The organism is Aeromicrobium sp. PFPM2_SD2, from assembly GCF_057364525.1.
Genome location: NZ_JBNFNZ010000048.1, coordinates 1 through 9,723, shown reverse-complemented (window position 1 = coordinate 9,723; position 9,723 = coordinate 1). Strand labels below are relative to the sequence as shown.

9 protein-coding genes and 3 pseudogenes are annotated in these 9,723 nt (G+C 73.1%); 4 read left to right on the top strand and 8 right to left on the bottom strand.

Annotated elements, in window-relative coordinates; genetic code table 11:
* Positions 1 to 188: pseudogene (locus tag AC2W7G_RS04455) on the bottom strand (hypothetical protein); the annotation flags it as partial.
* Between the two features lie 66 nt (positions 189 to 254).
* On the opposite strand from AC2W7G_RS04455, the gene AC2W7G_RS04450 reads away from it, so the two are divergent.
* A complete protein-coding gene (locus AC2W7G_RS04450; protein WP_485867375.1) occupies positions 255 to 833 on the top strand; it encodes a helix-turn-helix domain-containing protein in 579 nt (192 codons plus the stop codon).
* Here AC2W7G_RS04450 and AC2W7G_RS04445 read toward each other — a convergent pair.
* Both AC2W7G_RS04445 and AC2W7G_RS04440 read right to left on the bottom strand, forming a co-directional pair.
* Entirely contained in the window at positions 830 to 1,588 is a 759-nt protein-coding gene (locus AC2W7G_RS04445; protein ID WP_485867374.1) for an MFS transporter, read from the bottom strand. The genes AC2W7G_RS04450 and AC2W7G_RS04445 overlap by 4 nt on opposite strands.
* Positions 1,589 to 1,656: 68 nt before the next feature.
* A pseudogene (locus AC2W7G_RS04440) lies at positions 1,657 to 1,950 on the bottom strand (MFS transporter); the annotation flags it as partial.
* Positions 1,951 to 2,177: 227 nt separating this feature from the next.
* Here AC2W7G_RS04440 and AC2W7G_RS04435 point away from each other — a divergent pair.
* The 3 genes from AC2W7G_RS04435 (at position 2,178) to AC2W7G_RS04425 (ending at position 5,274) form a co-directional block, all read left to right on the top strand.
* A complete protein-coding gene (locus tag AC2W7G_RS04435) occupies positions 2,178 to 2,654 on the top strand; it encodes a Fur family transcriptional regulator (protein ID WP_485867373.1) in 477 nt (158 codons plus the stop codon).
* A gap of 2 nt (positions 2,655 to 2,656) precedes the next feature.
* Positions 2,657 to 4,180, top strand: a complete 1,524-nt coding sequence (locus AC2W7G_RS04430; RefSeq protein ID WP_485867372.1) for a catalase — start codon at positions 2,657 to 2,659, stop codon at positions 4,178 to 4,180.
* Positions 4,181 to 4,290: 110 nt separating this feature from the next.
* Positions 4,291 to 5,274 (top strand): malate dehydrogenase, encoded by a 984-nt coding sequence (locus AC2W7G_RS04425; protein ID WP_485867371.1) that lies wholly within the window; start codon positions 4,291 to 4,293, stop codon positions 5,272 to 5,274.
* Position 5,275: 1 nt separating this feature from the next.
* Here AC2W7G_RS04425 and AC2W7G_RS04420 read toward each other — a convergent pair whose 3' ends face one another.
* The 5 genes and pseudogenes from AC2W7G_RS04420 to purN form a co-directional block, all read right to left on the bottom strand.
* A complete protein-coding gene (locus AC2W7G_RS04420) occupies positions 5,276 to 5,569 on the bottom strand; it encodes a DUF3017 domain-containing protein (RefSeq protein ID WP_485867370.1) in 294 nt (97 codons plus the stop codon).
* Positions 5,566 to 6,419, bottom strand: a pseudogene (locus AC2W7G_RS04415) (bifunctional methylenetetrahydrofolate dehydrogenase/methenyltetrahydrofolate cyclohydrolase). The gene AC2W7G_RS04420 and the pseudogene AC2W7G_RS04415 overlap by 4 nt, the downstream one beginning before the upstream one ends.
* A 24-nt stretch (positions 6,420 to 6,443) precedes the next feature.
* Entirely contained in the window at positions 6,444 to 7,205 is a 762-nt protein-coding gene (locus AC2W7G_RS04410; RefSeq protein ID WP_485867369.1) for a DUF2817 domain-containing protein, read from the bottom strand.
* Positions 7,206 to 7,238: 33 nt separating this feature from the next.
* Positions 7,239 to 8,801: a bifunctional phosphoribosylaminoimidazolecarboxamide formyltransferase/IMP cyclohydrolase gene (gene purH / locus AC2W7G_RS04405; protein ID WP_485867368.1), complete on the bottom strand. Its 1,563-nt coding sequence runs from the start codon at positions 8,799 to 8,801 to the stop codon at positions 7,239 to 7,241.
* 149 nt (positions 8,802 to 8,950) lie between these two features.
* Positions 8,951 to 9,577 (bottom strand): phosphoribosylglycinamide formyltransferase, encoded by a 627-nt coding sequence (gene purN / locus AC2W7G_RS04400; RefSeq protein WP_485867367.1) that lies wholly within the window; start codon positions 9,575 to 9,577, stop codon positions 8,951 to 8,953.
* Between the last annotated feature and the right edge of the window lie 146 nt (positions 9,578 to 9,723).

Sequence of the window (9,723 nt, the reverse complement as noted above, 5' to 3'; positions counted from 1 at the left end):
GCGCGCACGACGACGTCGCCGCCCTCGCCGCAGCCGACGTCCAGCGCCGTGCCGGGCGGCAGCGCGGACGCCTCGGCGACCAGCTGCGGGTTCGGCCGCCCGCTCCAGACGTCGCCGTCGCCGGCGTAGCGCTCCTCCCAGCCGGCGGGCTCGAAGTAGTCGGGGTCGTTCTCGTGGTCGTGAGCCATGGTCACAGCGTCCACGACGCCCGCCGCGCCTGGCAAGAAACCTTGCCGATGTGGCAACCTCGGGGCATGAGCGAGACGGACGAGGTCCTGGCCGGGGTGGGGGCACGGCTGCGGGCGCTGCGCACCGCACGCGGCGCGACGCTCGCCGACGTCTCGGACCGCACCGGCATCTCGGTCAGCACCCTGTCGCGGCTGGAGTCCGGCGGCCGTCGCCCCACGCTGGAGCTGCTGCTGCCGCTAGCCCGCGAGTACCGCGTGGCCCTGGACGAGCTGGTGGACGCCCCGGAGACGGGCGACCCGCGCGTGCGGGCCAAGCCGATCGTCCGCGACGGACGCACGTTCGTGCCGCTGACCCGGCGGCCCGGCGGGCTGCAGGCGTTCAAGATCGTCGTCCCGCCGCGCGACCCGGCCGAGCCGTACCGGCCGCGGACGCACGAGGGCCACGAGTGGCTCTACGTGCTGTCGGGGCGGCTGCACCTGGTGCTCGGCACCCGCGCCCTGGACGTGGGGCCCGGCGAGGCGGTGGAGTTCGACACGCGCACGCCGCACGTCATCGCCAACCGCACCGACGAGCCGCTCGAGCTGCTGGGCCTGTTCGGTCCGCAGGGCGAGCGCGTGCACGTGCGCGCCCGGACCGAGCGCTAGGAGCGGGCGGGCTCCAGCTCGGCGTCGGCCTCGGCGGCCAGGGCCGAGCGCTCGACGCGCACGCCGACCAGGAAGATCACGATGCCCGCGGCGGCCAGGCCGGCCCCGACGAGGGTCGGCGCGCGGTAGCCCCAGCCGGCGGCGATGACGACCGAGCCGAGCCACGCGCCGAGGCCGTTGGCGACGTTGAGCGCCGAGTGGTTGAGCGCGGCGCCGAGCATCTCGGCCTCGCCGGCGGCGTGCATGAGCCGCACCTGCAGGCTGATCGCGACGAGCGACCCGAAGGCGGCCACGAGGAAGACGAGCGCGAACGTCGGGACCGCCCAGCTCATGAGCGGCCACAGGACGAGCAGCAGCACCGCCATGCCGCCCAGGCCGAGCAGCACGGTGGCGTTGATGCTGCGGTCGGTCAGCGGTCCGGCGACCCAGGTGCCCACGAGCGAGCCGAGCCCGAACGCGAGCAGGAACCACGGGATGGCGCCCTTGGACAGGTCGGTGACGTCGGTGACGATCGGGCTGATGTAGCTGTACATCGCGAACATGCCGGCGAAGCCGATCGACCCGGCGGCAGCGGCCAGGTGCACCTGGGGCCGGCGCAGCGCGCGCAGCTCGCGGCCGAGGGACGCGGTCGTGTCGGCCGGCCGGTGCGGCACGAGCACCGCGATCGAGAGCGCGGCGGCCACGGCGACGACGAGCACGAGGACGTACGCCGAGCGCCAGCCCAGCGCCTGGCCCAGCCAGGTGGACGCGGGCACGCCGACGACGTGGCCACCGACAGGCCCATCATCACCATGCTGATCGCCCGGGCGCGGCGCTCCGGTGCCACGAGCGAGGACGCCACGAGGGCGGCGACGCCGAAGTAGGCGCCGTGCGGCAGGCCGGCCAGGAAGCGCACGACCATCACCGGCGCGTAGCCGTCGACCACGGCGGTCAGGCCGTTGAAGACGCCGATCGCGAGCGCCAGGCCGACGACGAGCGCCTTGCGCGGCAGCTTCGCGGCCAGCGAGACGATGAGCGGGGCACCGACCACGACGCCGAACGCGTACGCGGTGATGATGTGGCCGGCCGTGGGGATCGAGACGTCGATGCCGTCGGCGATCTCCTTGAGCAGGCCCATGGTCACGAACTCGGTGGTGCCGATGGCGAACCCGCCGAGGGCGAGGGCCAGCAGCGCGAGCCGGGGGTGGGCGGCGGGCGTGGAGGCGGTCGTCGTCACCTGCATGCGAACCGCCCCGACGGCGGTTCTGTTCCCGCGCGGACTGTGGGGAGCGACACGCTGCGCCACGCCGACACGCGGACGTGGCTTTCTTTTAATTCCTCAAAAGAATCGATAGCGTCTCCCCCGTGACCACGACACCCCACACCGTCGACGAGGCGGAGCTGCGCGACGCGCTCCACCACGTCGGCCTGCGTGTCACGGCGCCCCGCCTGGCCGTGCTGACGTCGCTGGCGGGCCACCCGCACGCCGACGCCGACGCGGTCTTCCAGGACGTCCGCACCGTCCTGCCCGGCACGTCCGTGCAGGCCGTGTACAACGTGCTCGGCGACCTCAGCGCCGCCGGGCTCCTGCGCCGCATCGAGCCGGCCGGCTCCCCGGCCCGCTACGAGCGGCGCGTGGACGACAACCACCACCACCTCGTGTGCCGCGCCTGCGGCGCCATCGAGGACGTCGACTGCACGGTCGGCGCGGCTCCGTGCCTCGCCCCGTCGTCGACGCACGGGTTCACCATCGACGAGGCCGAGGTGACGTTCTGGGGCCTGTGCCCCGCGTGCGCCTCGGCCGCGCAGACTTCCGCAAGCACCCCCAAGGAGAGTGAGTGACCATGACGACCGGCCCCCACCAGCCCGAGGCCACGGGCAGCACCACCGCCGCCGGCGCCCCCGCCGAGAGCGACCGCAACAGCCTGAGCGTCGGCGCCAACGGCCCGCTGCTGCTGCACGACGTCCACCTCGTCGAGACCCTCGCCCACTTCAACCGTGAGCGCGTCCCGGAGCGCAACCCGCACGCCAAGGGCGCCGGTGCGTTCGGCGTCCTGGAGGTCACCGAGGACGTCTCGGCCTACACCAAGGCCGCGCTCTTCCAGCCCGGCACCACCACCGAGTCGCTGCTGCGCTTCTCGACCGTCGCCGGCGAGCAGGGCAGCCCCGACACGTGGCGCGACGTCCGCGGCTTCGCGCTGAAGTTCTACACCGAGCAGGGCAACTACGACATCGTCGGCAACAACACGCCGGTGTTCTTCCTGCGCGACCCCATGAAGTTCCCCAACTTCATCCGCAGCCAGAAGCGCCTGGCCGCGTCGGGCCTGCGCGACGCCAACATGCAGTGGGACTTCTGGACGCTCAACCCCGAGTCGGCCCACCAGGTCACCTACCTCATGGGCGAGCGCGGCCTGCCGGCCACGTGGCGCCACATGAACGGCTACGGCTCGCACACCTACCAGTGGATCAACGCCGCCGGTGAGAAGTTCTGGGTGAAGTACCACTTCCACACCAACCAGGGCATGGAGTTCATGAGCAACGAGGAGGCGGCGAAGGTGGCCGGCGACAACGCCGACTTCCACCGCCAGGACCTCTTCGACGCCATCGAGCGCGGCGAGTTCCCGAGCTGGAAGCTGTCGGTCCAGGTCATGCCGTACGCGGACGCCGCCGAGTACCGCTTCAACCCGTTCGACCTGACCAAGGTCTGGCCGCACGCGGACTACCCGCTGATCCCGGTCGGCACGCTGACGCTCAACCGCAACCCGGTGAACTTCTTCGCCGAGATCGAGCAGGCGGCGTTCTCGCCCGGCAACACGGTGCCCGGCATCGGCCTGTCGCCCGACAAGATGCTGCTGGGCCGCGCGTTCGCCTACAACGACGCGCAGCGCTACCGCATCGGCGCGAACTTCCACCAGCTGCCGGTGAACCGCCCGAAGGCCTCGGTGGAGTCCAACCCGTACCTGTTCGACGCGCAGATGACGTTCGACCACGCGGGTGCGGCGCCGGTCTACGCGCCGAACTCGTTCGGCCGCGGCTTCTCCGACACGCAGGGCGTGGCCGAGGACGGCTGGGAGACCGACACCGAGATCGTGCGCAGCGCCTACCGCCTGCACAGCGAGGACGACGACTTCGGCCAGGCCGGCACGCTCGTGCGCGAGGTCTTCACCGACGCCCAGCGCGACCAGCTGGTCGAGACGGTCGCCGGCGCCCTGAGCGGCGTCACCGTGGACGTCGTCCGCGAGCGCGCGTTCTGGTACTGGACGAGCATCGACCCCGAGATCGGCGCCCGCATCCAGACCGCCGTGAGCCTGGGCCAGGGCGAGTCCGCCGCGGCCGGCGAGGTCGACGGCATGGGCGTCCGCGTCTGACGCACCGCTGACACGAGGGCCCCCGACCAGCCGGTCGGGGGCCCTCGTGCGTCCGGCGAGCGGCACCGCCCGGTGCTACGTTCGAGTCCGGATCGACGATTGGAGCGAACGTGAGCACGTCCCCTCTCAAGGTCGCGGTCACCGGTGCCGCCGGCCAGATCGGCTACTCCCTGCTGTTCCGCCTCGGCTCCGGCGCGCTGCTCGGCGACCGGCCCGTCCAGCTGCGGCTGCTCGAGATCACCCCGGCGCTCAAGGCGCTCGAGGGCGTCGTCATGGAGCTGGAGGACTGCGCGTTCCCGCTCCTGGACTCGGTCGAGATCGGCGACGACCCCGAGCAGGTCTTCGACGGCGTCAACCTCGCGCTCCTGGTCGGCGCCCGCCCGCGCACGAAGGGCATGGAGCGCGGCGACCTGCTCGAGGCCAACGGCGCGATCTTCACCGAGCAGGGGCGCGCGCTCAACAAGGTCGCGGCCGACGACGTCCGCATCGGCGTCACGGGCAACCCGGCCAACACCAACGCGCTCATCGCCATGAGCAACGCGCCCGACATCCCGAAGGAGCGCTTCAGCGCCCTCACCCGGCTCGACCACAACCGCGCCATCGCCCAGCTCGCCGCCCGCACCGAGGCGCAGGCCGCCGACATCACCCGCATGACGATCTGGGGCAACCACTCGGCCACCCAGTACCCCGACCTCCACCACGCGCTGGTCGGCGGACGCCCGGCGACCGAGCTGGTCGACGAGACGTGGGTGCGCGACGACTTCATCCCGACCGTCGCCCGCCGCGGCACCGCGATCATCGAGGCCCGCGGCGCGTCCTCGGCCGCCTCGGCAGCCTCGGCCACCGTCGACGCGGCGCGCGACTGGCTGCTCGGCACGCCCGCGGACGACTGGGTGTCGATGGCCGTGGCGTCCGACGGCTCGTACGGCGTGCCCGAGGGCCTCGTCTACTCGTTCCCGGTGACGACGTCCGGCGGCGACTGGCAGATCGTCCAGGACCTCGAGATCGACGACTACTCGCGCCAGAAGATGGACGAGACCGCCGCCGAGCTCGTCGAGGAGCGCGACGCGGTGACGGCGCTCGGCTTGGTCTGAGCTAGCCCGGCTGGCCGGGGATGTTGAAGGCCAGGAAGAAGAGCGCCGCCCCCAGCAGGCCGGTCCAGACGACGTCGAAGACGCGCCCGCGCACTCGCAGCATGCCATCGTGCGACTGCGGCACGACGGCGCGCAGCAGCGCCGACAGCAGGAACGACGCGCCGATCGTCGCCACGCCGGCGCGCCACAGCCCCAGCACGGTCAGCAGCAGGCCGACCGTCACGACCACCAGCTGACCGAGGTAGATCTGCGAGCCCCGGCTGCGCGGCAGCGGCGGGCGGGCCGGCAGCCTCACGGGTTCTGCAGCTCCGCGGAGTCCACGACGTTGGCGAGCAGCAGCGCGCGGGTCATCGGGCCGACGCCGCCGGGGTTTGGGCGACACCCAGCCGGCGACCTCGAGCGCCTCGGGCGCGACGTCGCCGGCGATCTTGCCGTCGACCCGGCTGACGCCGACGTCCAGCAGCGCGGGCGCCGGGCTTGACCATGTCGGCGGTGATGATGCCGGGCACGCCGGCGGCGGCCACGACGATGTCGGCCCGGCGCACCTCCGCGGCGAGGTCGACGGTGCCGGTGTGGCACAGCGTCACGGTGGCGTTCTCGCTGCGGCGGGTCAGCAGCAGGCCCAGCGGACGTCCGACGGTGATGCCGCGGCCCACGACCACGACGTGCTGGCCGGCGATCGGGACGTCGTGGCGGCGCAGCAGCTCGATGATGCCGCGCGGGGTGCAGGGCAGCGGCGCGGGCTTGCCCAGCACGAGCCAGCCCAGGTTCGTCGGGTGCAGGCCGTCGGCGTCCTTGGCCGGGTCGATGCGGCCGATGACCGCGTTCTCGTCCAGGCCGCGGGGCAGCGGGAGCTGCACGATGTAGCCGGTGCAGGCCGGGTCGGCGTTGAGCTGGTCGACCGCGGCCTCGACCTCGGCCTGCGTCGCGGACGCCGGCAGGTCGATGCGGATCGACTCGATGCCGACCTCGGCGCAGTCCTTGTGCTTGCCGTTGACGTACCAGCGGCTGCCGGGGTCGTCGCCGACCAGGATGGTGCCGAGCCCGGGGACCACGCCCCGCGCCCGCAGCGCGTCCACGCGGACCCGCAGCTCGTCCTTGATCGCCGCCGCAGCAGCCTTGCCGTCGAGGATCTTCGCCGTCACGCGGGCCAGTCTCTCACCCGCGGGTCAGCGGACGCGGGCCGCCGTCATGATCGCGCGGCTGGCCTTCTTGCCGGCCCACGCCGTGGACGGCTTGGCGCGGTACTCGATCGTCGTGGCCGTGCCGTGCTTGCCGTAGTAGTGGTTGTACCAGGCGGTCAGCGTCGGCGAGACCTTGTTCGAGGGCCCGACCGGCAGCGACTTGAGCTTGAGCCCGAGCTCCTTGGCCAGGCGCTTGTGCCAGGCGCGGTCCTTGGAGCTCTTGCCGATGACGCCGTACGGCTGGTGGATCGAGGCGATGTAGTCGGGCTTGACCCGCTTGAGGAAGCGCATCATCACCTTGGTCTCGCGCTCGCTGCCGCGCGCCCGGCCGCCCCACGTGCGCGTGCCCTTGCCCTTGCGCGTCCAGCCGTTGGTGGGCCAGTTGCGGTTGAGGTCGACGCCGCGCGCGTTCGTGCGGGTGCCCTTGCGCGCGCCGTCGGGGTTCATCGTCGGCACGATCCACATCGCCGTACCGGCCTTGGGCTTGCGGTGCTTGATCAGGTAGTCGGCCGTCCTGCGCCCGGCCGGCTCGTTGCCGTGCATCTGGCCCAGGACGAGCAGCACGTGCGTGGCGTTCGGGTCGCCGCGGAAGTAGGCCTTGATCGCGCGTCCCTGGTGCGACTTCCCGATGACCTCCGAGCGCGCCACGTAGCGCGGCTCGTCGGCCGCCGCGACCGGCGCGGCCGCGACGAGGGTGGAGCCGATGGTGGCGACTGCGGCGACGAGCGCCGACCCGAGGATGCGCATGGGCGAACCCTAACCCGGGCCGGCGCCGCCGGCTCAGTGGAAGAAGTGCCGGGTGCCGGTGAGGTACATGGTCACGCCCGCGGCGTTCGCCGCGGCGATCGTCTCCTCGTCGCGCACCGACCCGCCGGGCTGGACGATCGCGCGGACGCCGGCGTCGAGGAGCACCTGCGGCCCGTCGGCGAAGGGGAAGAACGCGTCCGAGGCCGCGACCGCGCCGCGGGCTCGCTCGACGCCGGCCCGGTCGACGGCCAGGTGGCAGGAGTCGACCCGGTTGACCTGGCCCATGCCGATGCCGACCGAGGCGCCGTCCTTGGCCAGCAGGATGGCGTTCGACTTGACCGAGCGCACGGCGGTCCAGGCGAAGGCCAGGTCGGCGAGCAGGGCCTCGTCGGCCGGCTCGCCGGCGGCCAGCGTCCAGGTGGACGGGTCGTCGCCGGGCGCGTCGACGCGGTCGCGCACCTGCACGAGCAGGCCGCCGCTGACCTGGCGGAACTCGGTGGTCACCTGGGAGTCCTCGTCCGGGCAGACCAGGATGCGGATGTTCTTCTTGCCCTGGAGCACCTCGACCGCGCCGTCCTCGTAGCCGGGGGCGACGATCACCTCGGTGAAGACCTCGGCGACCTGCTCGGCCATCTCGACGCTCACCGGGCGGTTGACCGCGATGACGCCGCCGAACGCCGAGACCGGGTCGCAGGCGTGGGCGCGACGGTGGGCCTCCGCCACGTCCGCGCCGACCGCGATGCCGCACGGGTTGGCGTGCTTGATGATCGCGACGGCGGGCTCGTCGAAGTCGTACGCGGCGCGGCGGGCGGCGTCGGTGTCGACGTAGTTGTTGTAGCTCATCTCCTTGCCGTGCAGCTGCTCGGCGCCGGCCAGGCCGCCGCTGCCGTCGGTGTAGAGCGCGGCCTGCTGGTGCGGGTTCTCGCCGTAGCGCAGCACCGCGGCCTTGTCCCAGGTGTCGGCCGCGAACTCCGGCCAGCCGTCCTCGGGGGCGTCGTAGGCGCTGGCGAACCAGGACGAGACCGCGGCGTCGTAGGCGGCGGTGTGCGCGAAGGCCTGGCCGGCCAGGCGGCGGCGCTGCTCGAAGCTGAAGCCGCCGGCGTCCAGCGCGTCGGCCACGTCGCCGTAGCTGCCCGGCGAGACGACGACCGCGACGCTGGGGTGGTTCTTGGCCGCCGCACGCACTATCGACGGACCGCCGATGTCGATCTGCTCGACGACCTCGTCGGGCGCCGCGCCGGAGGCGACAGTCTCGCGGAACGGGTACAGGTTGACGACGACGAGGTCGAACGGCTCGACGCCGAGGTCCTCGAGCTGCTGGCGGTGCGACTCCAGCCGCAGGTCGGCCAGGATGCCGGCGTGGACGCGCGGGTGCAGCGTCTTGACCCGGCCGTCGAGGCACTCGGGGAAGCCGGTCAGCTCCTCGACGGGGGTGACGGGGACGCCGGCGCCCTCGATCGTCCGCGCGGTGGACCCGGTCGAGACGATCTGGACGCCGGCGGCGTGCAGCGCCTGGGCCAGCTCGGGCAGGCCGGTCTTGTCGTAGACCGAGACGAGCGCGCGGCGGATCGGGCGGAGGGACGAGGTGTCGTTCATGCGGTCTCCTGGTACGGGACGACGGATCGGACTCGTACCCCGGCACCCAGGCGGACCATGCCGTGAATGGGGTGACGGCCGCTCCCTGGTGGTTGACCCCACCTGCGCCAGTCGCGACCTGCCCCGAGCATATCGCCCGCGGAGCGGGCTCAGCCCAGCCGCACCCGGCGGCCCTCGACGCGGAAGCCGCGCCGGGCCAGCGCACCGACGTGCTCGACGAGCATCGCCCGCTCGGCCACCTTGATGCGCTCGTGCAGCGACGCCTCGTCGTCCTCGTCCAGCACGGGCACCGCGGTCTGGGCCACGATCACGCCGGTGTCGACGCCGGCGTCGACCACGAACAGCGTCGCACCCGTGACCTTCACGCCGTACGCGAGCGCGTCGCGCGGACCGTGCGTGCCCGGGAACGACGGCGACAGGGCCGGGTGGGTGTTGAGCGTCCGGCCACCGAAGCGGGCCAGGAACGCGTCGCCGACCAGCTTCATGAAGCCGGCCAGCACGACCAGGTCGGGCTCGTGCGCGGCGACCTGCTCGGCGAGCGCGGCGTCCCAGGAGGCCCGGTCGGGGAAGTCGGCCAGCGGGAGGACGAAGGTCGGGACCCCGTGCCGCTCGGCGCGGCGCAGCCCCGCCACGTCGGGACGGTCGGAGCCGACGGCCACGACCTGCGCGCCGTAGGCGGGGTCAGCGGTCGCGTCCAGCAGGGCCTGCAGGTTCGTCCCGGAACCGGAGACGAGGACGACGAGACGGGCGGTCGTCGGGGGCGTCGTGTCCGGCACGGACGCCACGATAGTGCGTCAGCGCCTGGCCCAGGGCCCCGCCCAGCGCCAGCACCGGCACGGCGACGAGCAGCGGCGTCCAGGCCGGCGGCCCGACGTCCGCGAGCCGGTCGGCCCCGGCGCTGCCGCCGCTGATCGCCACGAGC